General features: G+C 40.1%; 13 protein-coding genes. 12 read left to right on the top strand and 1 reads right to left on the bottom strand.

Features of this window, described 5'->3' with window-relative positions; translation table 11 throughout:
- Positions 1-230: 230 nt before the first annotated feature.
- From SCB77_RS03435 to SCB77_RS03395, 9 genes are all read left to right on the top strand, one after another.
- Complete coding sequence (locus tag SCB77_RS03435; RefSeq protein WP_320185027.1) at positions 231-404, top strand: hypothetical protein; 174 nt, start codon at positions 231-233, stop codon at positions 402-404.
- Between the two features lie 3 nt (positions 405-407).
- Positions 408-1,490, top strand: a complete 1,083-nt coding sequence (locus SCB77_RS03430; protein WP_320185026.1) for a nucleotidyltransferase domain-containing protein — start codon at positions 408-410, stop codon at positions 1,488-1,490.
- Positions 1,480-2,451, top strand: coding sequence for an STING domain-containing protein (locus tag SCB77_RS03425; protein WP_320185025.1), 972 nt, complete (start codon positions 1,480-1,482; stop codon positions 2,449-2,451). Before SCB77_RS03430 ends, SCB77_RS03425 begins: the two co-directional genes overlap by 11 nt.
- Positions 2,452-2,931: 480 nt before the next feature.
- Positions 2,932-3,927 carry an AAA family ATPase gene (locus SCB77_RS03420; RefSeq protein ID WP_320185024.1) on the top strand — a complete coding sequence of 332 codons (996 nt, stop codon included), beginning with the start codon at positions 2,932-2,934 and terminating at the stop codon, positions 3,925-3,927.
- Positions 3,928-3,962: 35 nt separating this feature from the next.
- Positions 3,963-6,494, top strand: coding sequence for a S8 family peptidase (locus tag SCB77_RS03415; protein WP_320185023.1), 2,532 nt, complete (start codon positions 3,963-3,965; stop codon positions 6,492-6,494).
- Between the two features lie 695 nt (positions 6,495-7,189).
- Complete coding sequence (locus tag SCB77_RS03410) at positions 7,190-8,368, top strand: lycopene cyclase family protein (protein WP_320185022.1); 1,179 nt, start codon at positions 7,190-7,192, stop codon at positions 8,366-8,368.
- Positions 8,369-9,071: 703 nt separating this feature from the next.
- A complete protein-coding gene (locus tag SCB77_RS03405) occupies positions 9,072-11,564 on the top strand; it encodes a mechanosensitive ion channel domain-containing protein (protein WP_320185021.1) in 2,493 nt (830 codons plus the stop codon).
- 18 nt (positions 11,565-11,582) lie between these two features.
- The gene (locus SCB77_RS03400) at positions 11,583-12,650 is read left to right on the top strand and encodes a PCMD domain-containing protein (RefSeq protein ID WP_320185020.1); all 1,068 of its coding nucleotides are present in this window, start codon (positions 11,583-11,585) and stop codon (positions 12,648-12,650) included.
- Complete coding sequence (locus SCB77_RS03395) at positions 12,647-13,408, top strand: outer membrane beta-barrel protein (RefSeq protein WP_320185019.1); 762 nt, start codon at positions 12,647-12,649, stop codon at positions 13,406-13,408. The genes SCB77_RS03400 and SCB77_RS03395 overlap by 4 nt, the downstream gene beginning before the upstream one ends.
- A gap of 6 nt (positions 13,409-13,414) precedes the next feature.
- Here SCB77_RS03395 and SCB77_RS03390 read toward each other — a convergent pair whose 3' ends face one another.
- Positions 13,415-13,807 (bottom strand): hypothetical protein, encoded by a 393-nt coding sequence (locus SCB77_RS03390; RefSeq protein WP_320185018.1) that lies wholly within the window; start codon positions 13,805-13,807, stop codon positions 13,415-13,417.
- A gap of 95 nt (positions 13,808-13,902) precedes the next feature.
- On the opposite strand from SCB77_RS03390, the gene SCB77_RS03385 reads away from it, so the two are divergent.
- From SCB77_RS03385 to SCB77_RS03375, 3 genes are all read left to right on the top strand, one after another.
- Positions 13,903-14,259: a PKD domain-containing protein gene (locus SCB77_RS03385; RefSeq protein ID WP_320185017.1), complete on the top strand. Its 357-nt coding sequence runs from the start codon at positions 13,903-13,905 to the stop codon at positions 14,257-14,259.
- A gap of 931 nt (positions 14,260-15,190) precedes the next feature.
- A complete protein-coding gene (locus tag SCB77_RS03380; protein WP_320186606.1) occupies positions 15,191-18,343 on the top strand; it encodes a SusC/RagA family TonB-linked outer membrane protein in 3,153 nt (1,050 codons plus the stop codon).
- 7 nt (positions 18,344-18,350) lie between these two features.
- Positions 18,351-20,288, top strand: coding sequence for a RagB/SusD family nutrient uptake outer membrane protein (locus SCB77_RS03375; RefSeq protein ID WP_320185016.1), 1,938 nt, complete (start codon positions 18,351-18,353; stop codon positions 20,286-20,288).
- Positions 20,289-20,337: the final 49 nt, after the last annotated feature.

The raw sequence follows: 20,337 nt of genomic DNA, 5'->3' as shown, positions 1-20,337 counted from the left end.
GCGCGAAGTAAGCAATTTTGTTTTTTAAAATCAAGAATTTGCTGAAAAACCGTAAAAACACTTTCCTTTCGAATCTTGCCGGAACTAGAAAACAGACCGGTCTTCCTATCGAACAATCTGTTTCTTTTTTTTTGTTTTACAGTGGCTTATTAGCATAGTGCAATAAAACGTTTGAAAGTTTATGCTCTTAGCACCTGTATTTGTTATTATTCAATTGTAATTTTTTAGAAATGGCAGGAAATGGAAAATCTGGCGACAATCGTCGTCATGGATATGTAGCTGGTAGAACCCAGACTCAAAATCCAAAAACTGGACTTTGGACAAAGCGAGATACACAAACTGGACAGTTTATGGATGTCAAAACAGGTGGAGGTAAGTTCAAAGGGGTACGAAAGGAGAAATAAGAGATGAGTAAAAATTATAAAACGTTACTTTCACGGCTTCAAAATAGAATGAATCCGGAAAACTATAGTGATAGAAAGTTATATGGGGATGTCGAAGCTGTTGAGCTTGCTGCTGCCTCCACAAATAGCATGTTGGAGTATGTTAAACGTTCCATGCAAGGCGTCGCAAAAGAATATACTGATAAAAGTATAGCAGCTGGATCTAATGTGAAATCGCATCTAGAACTTGTTCTAAATAGGGTTGATTATGAATATCAGGGATCTGTAATGACCAATACGCATATTAAAGGGAATAGTGATATAGATTTATTGGTGCTAAGTGATAAATTCTACTTTTCAGAAAATCATAGGATTGAAAGCGAGTTTGTAAAAGCGGTCAATTCTTACCTATTAAATGAACCCCAAAGGATTCGACTTCAGGCTCATGTAAATGCTGGAAAGTACTTAGGCAATAGCAACCAAGATCTTCTAGATATTAGGATGTCCTCTGAAAGGAAATTGACGAGTGCATATTTTCTCTGTGATACGAGTAAATCAAAATCAATAGCGATTACCAACCAACATTTACACCGCGATGTTGATATTGTTGTTGCCGCGTGGCATAACACTTTTGAAGGAATACGAGATGCTGATATCAGGAAGAACAGCATTAGAATTTACGACAAGGAATCCAACGATGTTGGACGTGTAGAATCTCCTTTTGTAAGTATCGAAAGAATTAATGGAAAAGATGGGACCGTTAATGGACGTCTTAAGAAAATGATACGTTTTGCTAAAACAATCAAGTGTGACGCAGATTTTGAGATTGATCTCTCTAGCTTTGAAATTAACGCCATATGTTATAACATTAATACCGGTAAGTATGCTACAAAACCATTCTACGAGCTTGTACCCGTATTGTATCATGAATTTGAAAGGTTGAATACCGATAGTCTATATCGAGATTCATTGGTTTCTGTAGATGGATCTGAATTTATTTTTAAAGGTAAGGATAGAAAGGTTCGCGCGTTACAGCATATGTGTGTAGAACTTGATGATGTTTTAAAAGATCTCGCTATCCATTTAGTTCAGAGTTATGTTAGATAATGTTTTGCCAACGATCTTTATCGGCTCCAGTAAAGAAGGACTCACAATAGCAAATGAGATGGCGCGAATTCTTGGATCTACCGGTAAAATTACTGTTTGGACTAATCTATTTGATCTGAACAAAAGTAGCTTCGATAATTTAACCTCGCAGCTAAGTTTTTTTGATTATGCTGTTCTTATCGCTAGTACTGATGATGTTACACTTTCAAGAGGCAGAAAGACTATGTCTCCACGTGATAATGTCATCTTTGAATACGGTTTGTTTACTGGTGGAATCGGTAGTTCAAGGACATTTTTGGTTCTGCAAGAGTCCTCGAAGCTACCCTCCGATCTCCTAGGGATAACATTGCCTCGCATACCTTTGATTCAATCTCCAGATTTTGGTATTAAGCTTAATGAGTCATGTGAACTTATTAAACAGCATATTGAAAGTAAGGAGGCAACCTTTGATTTAGGCTTTCTTCCTAGTACGACATTGGCTTTTGGTTATTTTTCAAATTTTATTGAGCGTACCGTTGAACGCCTTTTGGAAGATAAAAGTGAAAAAAAAGACTTTTTTCTGCAAAATGCTACACGATTTAATATTAGCGACTTAAAAGTGACTATTTTGATTCCGAATGATCTTAGCGATGATATGTTCAAAAAAGTTTCGGCCAAACGTCTTCGAGATGGTTGGCAAAAACTTAAGGTTGAGCCTAAAAGTGTGCGAGATTACGATTTTTCAATAGACGTCTCCAAAGTTGATGATGGTCTTTTACATCTAGTCGATATACCGCTGACTCTAAATGCACTTAATAAGTCAATAGAATTGTACTCTAAAAAGGAACATATCGGAAAGACAGTTAAAGAGAACTTATTGGAATATCGTGAAATAAGAAATTTTGCACGAACGTTGCAATATTTAATATGCAGAAGTGCTTTGTGTAATGGAATCGTCGATATTGAAATAGTTAACATTTAAGGCTATTTAGAATTTTTTTAAAGAACAAACCCCGCCATAAATGTATGGCGGGGCTTTTCTTTTTAACAAGTTGTGCCCTATTATTGTAGCTCGGCTATTAGATTTTCTCGTCAGATTTGAAGCGATTATTTGGTGGAGGAAATTATATTTTGTTCCTATCTACCTTGAAAAAATCAATTTGCTTCTATTTGCCAATAGACTTATCCCTAAAAAAGGAAAATCCTGATTGAAGAGCAATCCTGATAGAAATTACTCCATATACATAGGTTTTAGAAGAAATTGAGAATATTGTACGCATACAATTTCGAAATAATAGATCTTGTAGCGGATAGTACACGAAGGAGATAGTAAGCGAGCATGAGTGGATTAGAGTATTTTAAAATAAGCATAACTAAAATATATTTGTAACTTCGCCCGTTTCTATAAACAATAAATACGTATATTTAGTTACGGGATTATAAACAAAAACGTTTATACAACATGAATCAGGATTTAATGCTTCGACTATTTCGCTCAATCGAGGGGGATGCAAATGATGATATTGTTAAGGTAGCAGATGCTATCATCGATTCTGAGCGGAAAAAGGGCCATAGCAAACTTGCCGATCGGTTAACCGGTATTCTGAAGAGAAATTTACAGACCACAAACACCCTTAAAGGGGAACTTAAGAATATTTTCGGATCTACGCTTTCGATACCTACGGACAACCGCAGAAATATTCCACTGGCAGTTGAAATTCCTCGTGAGCAATTGCGACATGAGATGGTATTGCCTCCGGGAATTGAATCAAAGATACAGCGGATTGAAAAGGAATTTGTCGCCAGAGAACGATTAGCTCTTTTCGGGCTCAGACCTAAGAGACGTATTCTTTTGCATGGTGCTCCTGGTTGCGGGAAAAGTATGAGTGCAGAAAGAATTGCATGGAACACGGGGTTGCCATTTTTAAAAGTTCGTTTCGAAGCGATGATATCATCATATTTGGGTGAATCAGCAAGTAATCTTATAAAGATTTTTGAGGCGATAGCAAACTATCCCTGCGTTCTATTGCTTGATGAATTTGATTTTATTGCTAAAGCAAGAGGGGATAGACAAGATGTCGGTGAAATGCATCGCGTGGTTAATATACTACTTAACGTGCTCGAAGATTTCGACGGACCGGGGATAGTAATTGCTACCACCAATCTTCAGACGACTATCGATCCTGCGCTATTTCGTAGGTTTGATGACTTAATTGAGTTGACAAAGCCAGGAAAGGCGGAGATAATTAATATTCTCAAGAATACTTTGGGGACTATAAAAGTTGGGAGTGGGATGAATTGGAACTTGTTAGCGAATGATCTGCTCGATTACTCCGCTGCTCTTATCGTCAAGATAGCACTCGATGCTGCAAAAATTACCGTGCTGACCGGTAAAGAAGAAGTGAACATGCAACAGATAATTCAATCTATTAACGAGAATAAGCAATACAAGACATAGCATATTTGAATCACTTTAAATTAACCTAATTATTTATGCCTAAATTTCCCCACCTACCGTTGAGGGATACTTTTAAGGGACGCTTTAAGTTTCCGCAAACTCCTCGCAAACCTAATCCTAGGACACAGGCTAATCGTGAAAATAAACCTGCACATGCTGCTTTTCTTGAGGGAAGTTCAGCTGCTGTCAAAGAAATGCACTATGAAGATTTAGACAGGAGGAAACAAATTGGCTTTCCAGAGTTATCTTATGACACAATACCTGTTTTTTTACAGGTAGATCCGGTCGGTTTCGATATAGAATCCCTGAAAGGATTTGGTATTGAAGTTATAGCAGAGGAAGATGATGGATTTATAATTGGGGCGAGTATAGATGGGTTTAAATCGCTACGAGATAAAATTAAAAGTTTTGAAAGCGAGCAGGGTGCACTTAATACTGCTATGCTTTGGGATATTGTGCTAGGTGATAAATGGCGAGTTGGTCATATATTATCCGATGAATTACAGAACAAATGGGGAGAAATATCTGATCATGATTGCATTATAGTGAATATCTCAATTGCATGCTATTTGAAGTGTCCAGAGTTCAGTGGAAGGAAATTAGACGAGAGCGATGGTCGATATGAAAAGAGAAGGGCGAAATGGGAAGAAAAGGAATCGCAATATTACATAAAATTGGATGAGTTGGCATCTAGTAGGCAAGATGAAATCGAACGGTTTTTGGTTGATGGGCATGGAGCCGAAATATTGAGCGGATATATTTCTGAAGAGGATAGTTTTGGATTTAAGGTGCAACTATCAGGTATTGCACTAAAAGACTTTGTACTCAACTATCCATATGTTTTTGAAGTCGTTGAGGACCTAGTGATTGATTCTTTACCTGTGGTCGAAATGAAGAATCACAGTTTGGAAGTGGATTTATTACCTCCGGATAAAGATGCTCCAAAAATTTGCATCATCGACAGTGGTATTGCGGAGGGACATCACTTGCTTCGTCCTGCAATATTATCAGCGCGTTCCAGAAGTTTTATTCCGGGATTAAATACTACGGATGTGGCAGATGAGGTGCCAAACGGCGGACATGGTACTCGAGTTGCAGGCTCAATCGTATTTGGAAGGGAGGTGCCTACAGATGGAAAGTACAAGGCACCTTGTCAGATTTTGAATGCTCGAGTACTTAATAAAAATAATGCGCTAGTACCAGAGCTTTTCCCCCCCGAGCTAATGGAAGATGTTTGCCTTCACTACGCCGATGCGCAGGTTTTTAATTTGTCTATAAATAATAGTGTTCCGTGTCGTACAGCACGTATGTCCCAGTGGGCGGCATCTCTTGATAGAATTTCAAACGAATCTGAACATATTTTTGTCGTATCTGCGGGTAATATTAGAAGCGAAAATACGCATGTTGCAAACCCAGGAATCAAAAACCATTTATTGGCGGGTAAAAAATATCCTACCTTTCTTTTGGAGCCTTCATGCCGAATTGCTGATCCTGCCCAAAGCCTATTTTCTATCACCGTTGGATCGGTATGCGTTGACGAATTTGAGGATGAAGATCATAAATCCTTTGGTAGTAAACACCATGTTTCGTCTTTTTCCAGAAGTGGAGTAGGTTTGTGGGATTCGATTAAACCAGAGTTGGTTGAGTACGGTGGGGATTGGGTGGCTGAGAAAAAAGGACCTAACTTAATTTTTAAGTCCGCAACATGTCCTCAGACAGTTATCTCCAAAGGTCCTGGTGTAGCGAGAGATGCAGTAGGGACTTCTTTTGCGGCACCAAAAGTTTCGCATATTTTGGCAAAACTTATTGCTCAATTTCCCGATCAAGTTTCGCTGTTTCATAAAGCGCTTCTATTGCAGTCTGCACGGTTGCCTGAACATGTTGGAAATCTTCCTACGTTGGACGAGGTTCGTCACTATGGTTATGGAATACCAGATGTCGATCGAGCGGTAGAGAATTCAGTTAAAAGGATTACCTTTACATCTTCTGGAAAAATCTCGTCAGGGGAGGCCAATCTTTACACTGTTACGATTCCTGAGGAACTTCGCCGTCAAGGTGAGGATTATGAAATCCTCATTGAAGTTTCATTATGTTACACGGCAAATAATAGACGAACACGTAGGAGAATAAAGTCTTACTTGTCATCGTGGCTGTCTTGGCAATCAGCACTTTTAGGTCAAACTTTTGATGTGTTCAAGCAACAGGTGCTTAAGAATTTGACGTCAAAATCAGAGATTGATGATCCTGATATTATCGATTCTCCTAAAAGTATTCCCTGGGTAATAGGCGATCGTAGTAATAGTGGGACAGTAAAAGGATTAAATAGGCAATCTAGTGCAAACCAAAAAGATTGGGCTCTTGTTAGGTCATACCATCTATCTTCCGAAATTTCATTTGCAATAGTTGGGCATAAAGGCTGGGAGAAGGATCCTGAGGAATCCGTTCCATACGCTTTTATTGTGAGTTTTGAAGTTTTGAACGCCGAAATACCTATCTATCATTTAATGTCTAAAATCAATGTTCAAGTGGAATCCGAATCCGAAGTTTCTTTATCGTCAGGTGTCTAGTTGTTGATTTTCATAATATTGGATTGGATTAAATGACACTCTTTTATTTTGTAACTTTCACGGCTTTAGATATATGTACCTAAACTTCCATGAGATAGAAGCCTCCCTGATTATTGATGACCGCCTATGTTTAACCCCACCATCCCCGAGTACAACCCTAAACGAGAGCCGTTCGAACCCTTCTGGTACTCATCCCTTGGGCGGAGAGGGCGGGATATGTTTAGCCCCACCACCCCAAGCACAGCCCTAAACGAGAGAAGTTCAAACCCTGCGGGTTCTCATCCCTTGGCTGCTGCTAAAAATAACAAAAGTCCAACTTTCGTTGAACTTTTGTTAAGTCTTTGCGGAGAGGGAGGGATTTGAACTGATGTAACTGACTTTTTTTTAGATAGTTAAATAAGTTATTTTTAAAAACCATTGCCACAAAACTGCCACAAAGATTATCATGCACTTTATAAAATTTGTACTTTACGAAGCATTTGCTAAACTAAGCCTGCTTGCTAAATCTTGATTGAACAATGAACGAATTTGATCAAATGTCGTTTTAAATATACTCGAAAAAAATTAATTTTGGAAAAGCCGACCCTTATTTTTTTTGTGCGTTACAGCCTGTTTGTTAAGTTAATATTTGTTTGTAACATTGCATACGATATATTCCGTAGAGTACATTTATTACATATAATTTTGCGCTGGATATGAACAAAAATCAAGAAAACCATTATGACATTATTTTTGCAGGTTTCGGCATTTCTGGCTCGTGCCTACTATATGAAGCGATGCAAAACGGGATTTGGAAAGATCAACGTATTCTTGTTATAGACCACAAATTTGGTGATCGAGGTAGTAAGTTAATCTCATTCTGGGCTGATCGTTCGACACCATTAAAAAAATATGCAGTTGCTAACTGGAAAAGACTTGCTTTTATTAGCCATATCGGTAAAAAGAAGCAGCTTGAAATTGGCGATTACGAATACTTTAGTATCGCTAGCGATCAGCTTTTGGAAACTTACCATCAATATATATATCAGTTTTCAAACATTACCTTTGTGGAAGGTAAGATATTGGATTGTATTTCCGACGAAACTCAGTGCATAATTGATACGGAAGAGGGGAGGTTTACCGCTTCTTATGTCTTTAACTCGTTGTTTTTTAAGCCTGATGTTTCAGATAAGCACCATTATTTTCTTCAACATTTTAAAGGAGTTCAGATAACACTTAGTAAACCAATATCAAACGAAGATGAAGCTATTATAATGGACTATAGGACGGATCAGAAACACGGTACTACGTTTTTTTATTGTCTTCCGATGTCTGAAAAAAAGCTTTTTGTTGAATACACACTCTTCTCCAAATCTCTTATTCCGGTGGATGAGTACGATGATGCGATTAAATCATATCTGTCACGTGTATTGCAAATCAGCGACTATACTATTGAATCAGAAGAACAGGGAATTATCCCAATGACGGATCATAATTTTCCAAGACGAAAAAAAAATATTATTTACATAGGTTCGGCAGGTGGCGATACGCGGCCCTCTACAGGATATACTTTCATGAATGTTCAGAAAACAGTTCATACTATAATATCCTCTTTTCAACAGACAGGCAAGCCATTTTTTAAAAATGAAGTGATTGGTACTAAAGAAAAACTATATGATTCTATACTCCTATCCGTGCTAGATGAGAGAAATTATCCGGGACATGAAATATTTACCGATCTGTTTCAAAACACACCAGCTAAAAATATTTTCAAATTTTTGGATGCGGAATCTTCATTAAAGAACGATGTTAAGGTGATGACGACTCTTAGAAAACCACCTTTTATCAAACACTTTGTTAAAATACTTTATAGAAATCTTTCAAAACCATATTAGAAAATGGCAATTTTAACAGTTTTAACAGTCATGCAAATTGCGCGCATCATATTTTTTTGAGACTTGACATCTGCTCGGAAACCGGATAAGCTTTAGATAGGGATTTAGTACATCACTTATTAATTTTTTAAAAGGAATTACAGCCAATTAGATGATCGAAGTTCATCAAAGCTTCGATTGCCGTTGTGATTTAATATTCTCAGACAAGTATTATTGCGGAAGATGACTGCAAAAACGGGTATGAATAGACATGCCTTTTTCAATTTGAAGACTGTTTAAGTATGTGGATGCCGTTGACCCACTGGTTGATTCCAATAGCTTGCTATAACTCGGTATCGTTTATTTTGGGTGTACTGAAAATTTTGAAACTGTCTCTATGGCTGCATCGTTCCAGAAGTGTTGCCACTATCGTAAGATTTTTCTAAAAATATCGAAGATGATTTTCTTCGAAATTCCGCACAGGGATAACAACTCATTGAGGTAACTGTTCATCTTTTCACTACTAAGCACCGGAAAGAAGCAGATCTTTAGCACCGATTTGGTGCGTGCGATAAATTATGTGAGAAAGAGTAAAGCACACTATCTATCAAAAAAATTGGTTGTAATTAATATCGATATAAACAAATTTTAATAGTATCTTTAGTTCAGTAGCACCACATCTACCTATAAACTAACGCCTTCTAGGGGTGTTTTATTTGCGCTTATGACAAGATTGTTTTGGATAATTCTTTTCTATGTCCTGTTCTCTCCAAGGGAAAGTCTCTTTGCAGCCCATAGCTTCGTCGCACAACAAGATAGTGTAGATTCTTTGGTACGTATCAAGAAGGACTATGTGGCCAGTATGGATGAGTTTTTTCGGAGCGCATCCATTCAGAGCGAGAACGACCTCGCCTTGGATAGGGCTTTGATCCGTCAAGGCCGGATTTTCGAGGAGATCAAGGTCATATCTAGACAGGCACGATCCTTTCTAAAAAAAGGCTTTGATACCTTGGCCTTGCGCGAGCAGCTTCGTGAAATTGTGCGATGGCACGCCATTTCGGGCGATGGGGTTTTTCAAAATCGGGGCAGCGCCCATACTTCGCGAAATCTAACCGCTACCTACAATATTCTTAATGCACTCCAAATACAGGTTTTAGCCTACAAAAAACAGGTCGACAATTATCAGGAACAGCTGGTGGGGTTTAGACTACAGATCGACTCGTTGTCCAATGATAAATCCCTTTTTGTTTTCTCCAAAGATTCCACAGAGCTCAGCGAATACATTAAAAAATTAAGGCTGCTATCCAGCGCTATAAGCCCCATAAACAAGCAGCTTACCGCTAACATCAATGGCATACAATCCATTCAGGATGATGTAAACATCGAACTCCTTGCCCTGGAGAACGGCCTGGAGGAAATTTTATATTACCAGCATGAGATCGCCAATAAGAATTTTGCGCAGGATTTCACAGCTTTGTGGGAGGAAAGCACGTACAACCGACCTTTAGGGGAGATCGTGCACTTCTCCATCCTCAAGGCGCAATTGGTCTTTACCTATTACCTTAGGGCACATACCGGAAAGTTGTTCATCAGCTTTCTAATCTTGCTTGTCGTGCTGTTGTACGTCGATTCGCTCAAGCGGGGACTTTTAAAGGAGGGTAATAAAACGAAGGGCAAAAGTATGCTTTTATCGTCGCCAATTAGCTCGAGCCTGTTTATTGGACTTTCCATCGGCCAATTTATCTTCCCCAATCCACCCTTTGTGTTCTCGGCAACTTTTCTCGCGCTCAGCGCGCTGCTCCTTACGTTTATCTTCAGACGATTTATCGCTACCTATTGGATGCTGGTTTGGCTGAGCATTTTCGTGCTCAACGTACTGGCAGCAGTGGATAACATGGTGCTTCAGGCCTCCCGTCCGGAGCGCTACCTGATGATCGGCATATCGATTCTAGCCGCCATTAGCAGCGGTATTGCAGTTTTTAATCGATCTAGACATCGCGAACTGCAGGAAAGATGGATTCTTTTTCCGATCGGCCTAATGGGGATTCTGGAGATTGGCGCCATACTGTTCAATATTTTTGGCCTCTTTAACATTGGGAAGGCACTGATGGTGTCGGGACTCGTTAATGTCACCGTGGCAATCATCTTTCTGTGGGTAGTAAGGCTGGTCAACGAGGGACTTAGCTTCGCCTCCGTTCTTTACACCAAGCAGGAGCGTCGTCTTTTCTATATCAACTACAATAGGGTGGGAAAGCGTGCGCCTGCCTTTTTCTACGCATTATTGATCGTGGGATGGTTTATCTTGTTTGGTCGGAACTTTTATGAGTTTCGTTTTATTTCGGAACCGCTGGGCGCATTTTTCTATAACCAGCATCAACTGGGCGCATACAGCTTTTCGGTCATCAATATCGTCGTTTTTTTCCTGATTATGCTCGGAGCTACGGTACTCTCCAAGGTTGTTTCATTTTTCGCGGCAGATCCGCAGTGGAACACGCGCGATGAAAAAGATGATAAGAAGTTTCATTTAGGCAGCTGGATCCTCTTGGTACGCATCAGTATCATTGTGCTGGGGTTCTTTTTAGCATTTTCAGCTGTGGGTATTCCCTTGCAACAGATCACCATCGTTATTGGTGCATTGGGCGTAGGCATTGGCTTTGGACTACAAACGTTGGTCAATAATTTGGTCAGCGGGCTGATCATAGCATTCGAGAAGCCCGTGAATGTAGATGATCAGATCGAAATAGGGGGGCAAGCTGGCAAAGTAAAATCCATCGGCTTTCGTAGCAGTGTGATTGCGACCGCAGATGGAGCCGATCTTATTATGCCCAACGGCGACCTGCTCAATTCCCATGTGATCAACTGGACCTTGGGTGGCTTTCGAAAGCGTCTACACATCAGGCTTGAGGTGAAGTATGGCACTGATCTGGAGAACATCAGGCAGCTTTTGCTCGATCTTTTTGAAAAGGAGGAGCAGGTGCTGTCCAGCCCTTCTCCGGTTGTTCAATTTGCAGAGGTAACCGCACAGTCGGTTGCTATTGACGTTTATTTCTGGGTGAAAACATTAAAAGATGCGGGGCAGATCAAAAGCGATATCTTGGTTGCCGTAGGACACCTGTTCCAGGATAACCATATACCGTTGGCGATTAGTCAGCAGGAAATCAATGTCGTGACAAGGCCTTCGCATCAGCAAGCGAATACAGACCAAAACAGCGATTAGAATAAACAGATTAAACCAATGATAGATAGAAAAATTTTAGCTGGGCTCTGCCTGGGCTTCTTTGTCCTACAGGGCTGCATCAAGGATGCTCCGCCCAATCCCGAGGCCGATATTGAATCGGTACAGGTCGATCAAAGCCTGTTAACGGGAAATGTGTTCATTGACCAAATCAACCGAACCATCACCCTAAACCTCACTGCCGATGCTTTCCAAAATGGAATTAGCCCGGTGCTGCAGCTTTCCGAGGGTGCCTCTGTGATACCGGCCAGTGGAAGCACGATTACATTTGACGGGACAGCGGATATTACCTATGCCGTAACTTCGGCTTCCGGAGAGAACAGCAAGGTATACACGGTAAAAGTTGTCAATGTTGGAAATTGGGGATTCGACTTTGAAAATTGGCAAAGCAACCCTACCGATGGTTATGAGTTTCCAATAGAAAGTGGCAACGTGCAGATCTGGTCTTCCGGGAATCCCGGCGTTGCGCTATCGGGCATACCGCCGCGACGTGATGCCTATCCGACGAGGTCAACAACAGCTGGTTACCTGGGGAGCAAGGCGGCCGAGCTGGTTACCATCAAAGGAACTACGCTATCGGAGTTTGTCGGTATCCGACTGTTTGCCGGATCTCTTTTTTTAGGGGATTTCAATGCTTCCCAAGCTTTGCTTAATCCACTGGCAGCCACAGAATTTGGTCAGCCCTATGTGGGACTTCCGGATAGACTAACAGGTTACTATACATACACTGCCGGGGCGGAATACCAGAACCGAGAAGGTGTGGTACAACCCGGGGTAAAAGACAAATGTGCGATATATGCCGTGCTTTTCAATGGATCCGAACGCCTAAATGCCACGAATGTAATGACATCTGATCGGGTGATTGCCCGAGCAGAACTAGCTGATGGATCAGATAAGGCTGCCTTTACCCGCTTTGATGTTCCCTTTGTCTATCGGCAAGGTGTTCCTATCAGCGATAAGGTGATGGTTGCCATCGTGGCTTCCTCCAGTGCGGATGGCAATGAGTACCGTGGAGCAATTGGCTCCCGTTTGGTAGTAGATAGTTTACGTGTAATTCCAAGGTTATGATTTCTTATATATTCCGAATACTTCTCTGCGGCCTATTTTTACAAATAAGCCAGCTCTATGGGCAACATATGTTTCGATTCAGCGATATAAAACACCATGTAGGTATCGGCTACAACCTTGGCGCTAGCGCCCCGTTTTCGCTGCCCAATACCATTCGGGAGATAAAAAGCTACGCCCCACTTTTTACGCCGTCCATCGGATACGAAGCTACCTATGATGTTTCCGAAAAATGGTTGGTCGGCGCAGGACTCCGTTTTGATGTCAAGGGCATGAAAGTAACGGACAGCGTGCAGTATTTTCATACGATCATCACGGTCGACAACGGCGCTGGAGACCAAGGGACGTTCGAGGGGGATTTTAGTGGGACTAACGCCACAACAGCGAAAAACAGTTACCTAACTCTTCCTGTCTTTGCGGGCTACCGCGTTGGTGCTTGGGATTTTAAGCTGGGTCTGTATGTAGCTAGGCTACTCAACGGACGCTTTGACGGCAGCGTCTCTGATGGTTATATCCGTAAAGGCGACTCCCTTGGTGAAAAGGTGCTTATCGACAGGGCTACGTTTGACTTTGCCCAGCAGATTCGTAGCTGGGACTGGGGAGGACATATGGCCTTTGCGCGCAACTTTGGGCAGCACTGGCAGGCGAACCTCACCGCGCAGGTAGGCGCCCAGCCCATCTTTCCTTCGTCTTTCAAAGGTGTAGGCTATGACTTGCACAATATGTATGTGACCCTTGGCGCGGCCTATCGTTTATGGTAACTAACATCAATCCTTGCAGTTGGGCGCAACGGTCAATATATCCAAGGACATGTTCATCGCTTTTTTTATCAATTTGCGGGCTTTATCTAGGTCGTCGGCCTTGAGCGCCTTGGTTCCAAATGCGAAAGCGCTCAGTGCATATGTTTCCGCTGAAGAACAGCCGCAAGACGAAGAAACGGCATATGCAGCAGCCTCTTTAGCTTGACTGTTGCCTTCTTTTAAAAATGCTGCCGCTGCTTCAAGGGTAGCTGCCTGATGGGCTTTTTTATAGGAAGCGAAGGCCATCTCCGCGTAGCTTATCGTCATTTCACAACCCGAGAAAGTCGGTGTTGAAATGGTGCTATGCGACGGGAAAAGAAGAAGGCAGAACAGGGATGATTTGGCAATTAAATGTTTCATAGTCAGATTTTTCAGGTGTTATCCATGTAAAAACAATATGATCAGCGATTTGTTCTTCTTTTGATAACTAATTTAATACTTAATATACATAGCTTATGAAAATGCAAAGAATTATGCTAGTTGCCGCAATACTCGGCTTATTTTCCTGTAGTGATAAGGACGAGAAAAGCATTGTTGACTGTATAAGCGAATCGCTATACATTGGCGCCCAACACAATATCTCTTCCCAAAATTCAAAAACAGTGAACTACAGTGTTTCTTATTCCGGAAGTCATCAGTTGGATGGATCGGTAAAATGGAACTTTGGTGATGGTTCTGCGCAACAAACGGTAACTGGTACAACAACCAGCCATACCTACGCCCAAGCTGGTACGTATACTGCAACGGCTACAGTTACGCTAAATGGGGGAAATTGTACACACGACGTCAAGGAAACGGTTACGTTACAGTAGTTTCGATAGGAATAGATCGCCCGACCCTTCCTGTTCGCTCTTGTGGGTTATGGCCTGAGCTGCAAATGATGATACGGCGGCGATACGATAAAGTTCATTGTTCAGGCAAAAAGCCAATAATTCTATTGCATGAGCTTCATGTAATAGAATTATTAATACATTTCATCCATTTTTATTCGCTATTGTAAATACAAGGATGAAAATGGACATATTTTATGGGGAAGCCTTGTCCTATGCTTTTTGTAAAAGCCAGCAATTCTGCTACATACTGTATTTAGCGGAAGCATCAGTTATATTTTGATTGGCTTTCATATCCACTAATTAGTGCTATTTACTATGTTGTGTGTACCAAGTAGAAATGTATTATTAAACGAAGTCTACATTTACTTTTCGCAGATATTAACACGCCTGTCTCAAGATTTACAAAAATGGTCGATTTTTTATTGCTTTTTGTCGATTTCTTATAATTTATAACCTCCGCTATGATTTACATTTGTATCTATAAATTATAAACTAAGTGTAATAAAACTGTTAATTCCTAAGCTTTTTCACAGTTCTACCATTTTCGATTTTAAGATGAAGTGAGCTACTGTATTTTCAAGTATTTGTAAACGTAGATGGTCTCATTGTATTAAATTGAAATCCTTTAAAAAGTGGTTGGTATGTTTTGCTGAGGGAAATGTGAATTTTTGGTCGTAATGTTTAATAAAAAAGATAGTAACTGATAGTAACCAAAATTATATACAATAAATGAATCTAAATCATGATTAAATTTTACTGCAGTTTTTGCTGCTCCTGGGATTGGTATGTCCGGAGAAAAATTCTTATTATCTTATGCTTGAACATAAGTTTCATAGTGCTTGGTGCGACGATTTCAAAGTCATTCGCAAAAGGCATAGGGAAGTTAGACTCGTATGCTACAAAGCCATTAATTCGATCAGATGATTATCATAAAGTAGTTCCTTTAAGTACTCAGCAACGTATTACAGGTACTGTTCTTGATTCCGTCGGGTCACCTATGGCAGGTGTATTAGTTGCAGTTAAGGATAAAAAAAATCAAACTACAACAGATTTAAAAGGTCACTTTCAAATTGACGTTCCATTGGGATCGACTTTAATATTTAGTTTAATAAACCACGTGACTCAGGAAATCGTCATAGGTGCTGAGTTCGACCTCAAGGTTATCTTATACCGAACCTCAGAAAATATTGAAGAAGTAGTGGTTACTGCTTTCGGTCGTCGTGTGCAACGCGAGGCTGTTGTTGGATCTGTTTCAACGATCGAGCCAGATAAGTTAAGAGTACCTTCAGGAAATTTGACTACGGCTCTTGCAGGACAAGTAGCTGGCGTTATTGCTTATCAACAGGGCGGGCAACCTGGTCTTGACAATTCGGATTTTTTTATACGCGGAGTTACAACATTTGGATATCGACAAAATCCACTTATCCTCATAGATAATGTTGAATTAACATCTAATGATTTGGCACGCTTGCAGGTCGAGGATATACAAAGCTTTTCTATTTTAAAGGACGCTAGTGCTACCGCGCTTTACGGAGCTAGAGGGGCAAACGGAGTGATATTAGTTACTACGAAATCAGGTAAAGAAGGTCGTGCAAAAATGAATTTAAGACTGGATCAAGCTTTTTCTGAACCAACCAGAAGTATAAAATTAGCTGATCCAATTACTTATATGCGAATGTATAATGATGCCTTAATAACACGTAATCCTAAGGCGATTCCTTTTTTTACGGAAGATGATATATACAACCGTATGCGTACTATCAATAACGAACAAGGAAGTAATAAATATGTCTACCCAGTTGTCGACTGGATGGGTTTGATGTTCAAAGATCGAGCAGCTAACCAGCGTGCTACAATGAACATAAACGGTGGCGGAAGTGTAGCTAGATATATGGTATCAACGTCATTGTCCAACGATAATGGGATTATAAAAACAAATGAGGTAAATAATTTTAATAATAATGTAAATTATAAAAACTATCAACTCAGATCCAACGTGAATATTAACATATCGAAGAAAACCGAACTTGTTGTGAGACTGTGGGGTAATTTTAACGATTACAGTGGTCCTATTACAGAAGATGCCTCGTTCTCGACTGATCTCTATCGAATAGCTCTACAAACAAGTCCAGTGCTATTTCCCGCCTATTATGCTCCAGATGATGCTACGGCATTGGCTCAGCACATCCTATTCGGCAATAACTCTGGAACGACTTCGAATGCAAGTAATGTAGGGTTTAGAAACCCTTATGCTGAAATGTTACGAGGTTATAAAAGATTTTCGGAATCTCGGATGTCTGCAACCCTTGAGTTAAATCAAGATTTAGAGAATTTAATTCCTGGGTTAAAATTCAATGGCTTCTTTTCCACTAACCGATATTCTTACTTCGCTAATCAAATGGCCTACAATCCTTTTTATTATACAGTTTCTCCAGGGAACTATGATGTAGCAACGAATACATATAAACTGAGGTGGTTAAATTCTTCGACACTAAGCAATCCATTGCCTACCGAATATTTAATATATGCGAGTTTAGGTACAAATGCTAATACTTTTATACATTTTCAAGGTATGTTGGACTATGGAAGGCAGTTTGGAAAGCATTCCGTTGGAGCCTCCTTGATAGGTGTTAGACAACAAAGGCAGATTTCTGGCGCTCCGTCGTTACAGGAATCTCTTCCATATCGAAATTTGAACATAGCTGGAAGGATGTCTTATAATTTCTCTTCGAAATACTTTTTAGAAGTCAATGCCGGTATGAACGGATCAGAAAGATTTTCCGAAAATAACAGATTTGGCTTCTTTCCAACTATCGGAGGGTCATGGATAATTTCGAAAGAGAGTTTTTGGAACGAGAACGTGAGGGATGTTGTTAGCAATTTGAAATTACGCGCTAGCTATGGATTCACTGGCAATGATGATATCAGTAGCCAGCGCTTTTTCTATCTATCGGACGTTAATCTGCAGGGTAATAACGGTGCCTCTTTTGGTGTTGATAATTCTTACACGAGACCTGGAGTGATAATAAATAATTATGAAAATCCATCTATAACATGGGAGCGAGCACGAATCTTTAACACCGGTCTTGAGATAAATTTATTCGATAAGTTGGATTTGATTGCTGAATACTGGGAGCAGTTACGATCTAATATACTGATGCAAAGATATGTTCCGTTGAGCGCAGGTTTAGAATCTTCTATATCTGCTAATGTTGGCACGGCGACTATTCGGGGATTAGATTTGAGTTTAAATTTTAACCAACGATTTAACGAAGATGTTTGGCTTCAATTTATGTCCAATTTTACATTTTCGCAAGGCCGATATGGGGTTTACGAAGAACCTTCCTATACTGAACCTTGGCGATATAGATCTGGCACCCTACTCGGACAGACTTTTGGATATCTGGCAGAAAGGCTTTTTGTTGATGACGCAGAAGTGGCAGCATCTCCTGTACAACTTTTTGGTGGAGAATTGCCTAAAGGCGGAGATATAAAATATAGAGACTTAAATAATGACGGAGTTATTACTGATGCGGATAAGGTGCCCATTGGGTATCCAACAACGCCTCAGGTAATTTATGGCTTTGGATTCACTTTTGGTTATAAAGGGTTTGACCTAAATATGCGCTTTCAGGGTGCTGCAAGATCAAATTTTTTTATTGATCCTAATAGCACTAGCCCTTTCATGCCAAGTAGCGGCGGCGTGACGCAAGTCTTGGCTGCATATGCAGATAGCCATTGGTCTGAAGAGAACCAAGATTTATATGCGATGTATCCAAGGTTGGGTACTACTCCTGATCAAATATCTAACAACTTACAAACGAGTACATGGTGGATGCGTAGAGGCGATTTTCTACGATTAAAAATGGCTGAGATAGGGTTTAGTCTGCCACAAAAGACGGCTAGCATGTTGCATCTGAACTCGGCTAGAATATTTATTAATGGGATGAATCTATTCAATTTAAGCAATTTTAAACTTTGGGATGTCGAACAAGGAGGAGGAGCGTTCAACTATCCAATACAAAGAGTTTTAAATATAGGTGTAAATGTTAACTTTTTATAGATAAAATATGTTTTTTAAAGATAATAATAGCGGTAGCCCATTTTGCCGTGTTGCCGTTAGATTTCTGTGGTTTTTTCTAACGGTTTTAGCAAGTTCCTGCGGCAATTATTTAGATGTCACGCCTGAAAATGTTGGAACCATCGACTATGCGTTCCGAAACAGAAACGAAGCGGAGAAATATTTATTTGCTTGTTACAATACGTTGCAAGGATTGAATACTCAAATCAATGATCCGGGGTTTATTACATCGGGAGAAGTTTACAATAATAGCTATGCTGATAATTTAGCGGCAACTAATTTCTTGATCCTAAGTGGGACTCAAAATACCAATTCTCCAATTTTAAACTATTGGGAAGGGACTGCTGGTGGAATAAATTTATTTCAAGGGATTAGGCGCTGTAATATCATGTTAGAAAATATTCAAAAACCAATCGATCTTAGTGATACGGAAAGAGAGAGATGGATTTCAGAGGTAAAATTTTTGAAAGCTTATTATCATTATATTCTCTTGAAAATGTATGGGCCCATTCCAATTATGGACAATGCTGATGACATTAGTGAATCTTTAGAGGTATACCGAAAAAAGCGTGTGCATGCAGATATAGTTTTTTCTTATATCACAAACTTACTGGATGAATCTATTCCCTCTTTGCCGGTGTTAATATCTAATACCTCACAGGAGCTCGGGAGAATCACAAGATCAATCGCTCTAGGAGTAAAAGCAGAAGTGTTGGCTTTACAAGCTAGCCCCTTATTTAATGGCAACCCCGACTATAGTTCTTTTAGAGATCAACAGGGCGAAGCACTATTTGCAGAAACGCAGGATATATCGAAATGGCGAAATGCCGCAAAAGCCGCTAAAGAAGCGATCGATCATGCACGAGCTCAAGGACATGAATTATATGATTTAATAATTCCAGCAGCAATACCTTTAGAAATCAATGACTCTCTTAAAAGGCTGCTTACCTTACAACAAGCAATAACGGAGAAATGGGATTTAAATAAAGAGGTCATTTGGGCTTTGAATGGCACTGTTGGTTATCAAGAGAACTATATTCCTCGACTTGCATCTGTTCGTGGAAATAGTCATGGAAATGTTGGTGTGCCTTTAGCCGTCGCTGAACTGTACTATACGCAGAACGGCGTACCTCTGGAAGAGGATAATACATTTGATTATAACCAGCGTTACAATCTCAAGATTGCTGATCGTGTTGATAGGTTTTATATTCGTGAGAATTACACCACAGTTAGTGCTAACTTCAACCGCGAACCACGATATTACGCCAGCATTGGTTTTGATGGTGGAGCGTGGTATGGTGGCGGTGTGCTAGATCCGAATGCTATGTTGTACGTACAGGCTAGAAAAGGTGGAAATAGTGGGGTGCTAGAATATGGAAGAGCCAACCTAACCGGCTTCTGGCCTAAAAAGTTGGTGAATTTTCTTACTTCCATTGATCCGAATAGTGGCAATGTGACTATTAATAACTACCGGATGCCGCGACTTAGATTGTCAGACTTATATCTGTTGTATGCTGAATGCTTAAATGAAAGCGAGGGACCGTCTACAGAAGTTTACGATTATATTGACCGTGTACGAGCTCGTGCAGGGCTAAAGGGAGTTGTTCAATCTTGGACGAAATACTCTTCTTTACCAAACAAACCCCAAACCAAGGAAGGTTTACGTGATATCATCCACCGTGAACGAAGAGTCGAACTTATGTTTGAGGGCAAAAGTGGCTGGGATCTTCGTCGATGGAAGGAGTATGTCAACGAAGTCTCAAAGCCTATTCAAGGTTGGAATGTTAACCAAGAAGAAATTAGGGCATATTATACGGTGCAAACTTATTTGATTCCTGCGTTAACCAATAAAGATTATTTTTGGCCTGTTTCAATAAGTGAGTTACTTCGAAATAACAATTTGGTTCAGTCCCCCATTTGGCGCTGACATTAACTAACGATTTATTTAACAGATTTGTATCAATAATAATATTTAT

The sequence above is a fragment of the Sphingobacterium bambusae genome (assembly GCF_033955345.1).
GTDB classification, from domain to species: domain Bacteria; phylum Bacteroidota; class Bacteroidia; order Sphingobacteriales; family Sphingobacteriaceae; genus Sphingobacterium; species Sphingobacterium bambusae.
This window is presented reverse-complemented; position numbering and strand designations above follow the sequence as displayed.

Coding starts and splice junctions, on each gene's coding strand:
- SCB77_RS03435 (WP_320185027.1), top strand. CDS start 231: ATGGCAGGAAATGGAAAATCTGGCGACAATCGTCGTCATGGATATGTA.
- SCB77_RS03430 (WP_320185026.1), top strand. CDS start 408: ATGAGTAAAAATTATAAAACGTTACTTTCACGGCTTCAAAATAGAATG.
- SCB77_RS03425 (WP_320185025.1), top strand. CDS start 1,480: ATGTTAGATAATGTTTTGCCAACGATCTTTATCGGCTCCAGTAAAGAA.
- SCB77_RS03420 (WP_320185024.1), top strand. CDS start 2,932: ATGAATCAGGATTTAATGCTTCGACTATTTCGCTCAATCGAGGGGGAT.
- SCB77_RS03415 (WP_320185023.1), top strand. CDS start 3,963: ATGCCTAAATTTCCCCACCTACCGTTGAGGGATACTTTTAAGGGACGC.
- SCB77_RS03410 (WP_320185022.1), top strand. CDS start 7,190: ATGAACAAAAATCAAGAAAACCATTATGACATTATTTTTGCAGGTTTC.
- SCB77_RS03405 (WP_320185021.1), top strand. CDS start 9,072: ATGACAAGATTGTTTTGGATAATTCTTTTCTATGTCCTGTTCTCTCCA.
- SCB77_RS03400 (WP_320185020.1), top strand. CDS start 11,583: ATGATAGATAGAAAAATTTTAGCTGGGCTCTGCCTGGGCTTCTTTGTC.
- SCB77_RS03395 (WP_320185019.1), top strand. CDS start 12,647: ATGATTTCTTATATATTCCGAATACTTCTCTGCGGCCTATTTTTACAA.
- SCB77_RS03390 (WP_320185018.1), bottom strand. CDS start 13,807: ATGAAACATTTAATTGCCAAATCATCCCTGTTCTGCCTTCTTCTTTTC.
- SCB77_RS03385 (WP_320185017.1), top strand. CDS start 13,903: ATGAAAATGCAAAGAATTATGCTAGTTGCCGCAATACTCGGCTTATTT.
- SCB77_RS03375 (WP_320185016.1), top strand. CDS start 18,351: ATGTTTTTTAAAGATAATAATAGCGGTAGCCCATTTTGCCGTGTTGCC.